At 62.3% G+C, this 469-nt stretch carries 1 pseudogene; it reads left to right on the plus strand.

Features of this window, described 5'->3' with window-relative positions:
* Nucleotides 1–309, plus strand: a pseudogene (locus AACY52_RS30740) (transposase); the annotation flags it as partial.
* Nucleotides 310–469: the final 160 nt, after the last annotated feature.

Raw genomic sequence — 469 nt, forward strand, 5'->3', positions numbered from 1 at the left:
GCACCGAGCTCACCAGTCACGCCGTTCTCGCCTGGTGCCAGGAGACCGGGGTCGAGTGGCATTACATCGCGCCGGGCAAGCCGCAGCAGAACGGCTTCGTCGAAAGCTTTAATGGTCGCTTGCGCGACGAGTGCCTGAACGAGCACCTGTTCCCATCGCTGGCTGCGGAGACGGATCATTGAGGCATGGCGGACGATCTATAACACCGTGCGTCCGCACAGCAGCCTTGGCGGGTTGGCACCCGCCGAGTTTACGAACCGCCCCCGCCAGCGGCATATGAACACCGAAGCTAAGTTATCAGCGGCCTGAAAATGTGGAGCACGTCAAAAGGGGCCATGGGCATCGGACCAAGAGATGACCGCAATTGTCCGAAGCCGCCACCTCGATAGCGAGGCCCGACGAGATCACAGCGTCGCCTTGCCGATCGAGGCTCCGCCGTCGACGTGGAGTGTCTGGCCGGTCATGAAGG

Source organism: Pseudomonas sp. EA_65y_Pfl1_P113 (assembly GCF_963970525.1).
GTDB classification, from domain to species: domain Bacteria; phylum Pseudomonadota; class Gammaproteobacteria; order Pseudomonadales; family Pseudomonadaceae; genus Aquipseudomonas; species Aquipseudomonas tritici.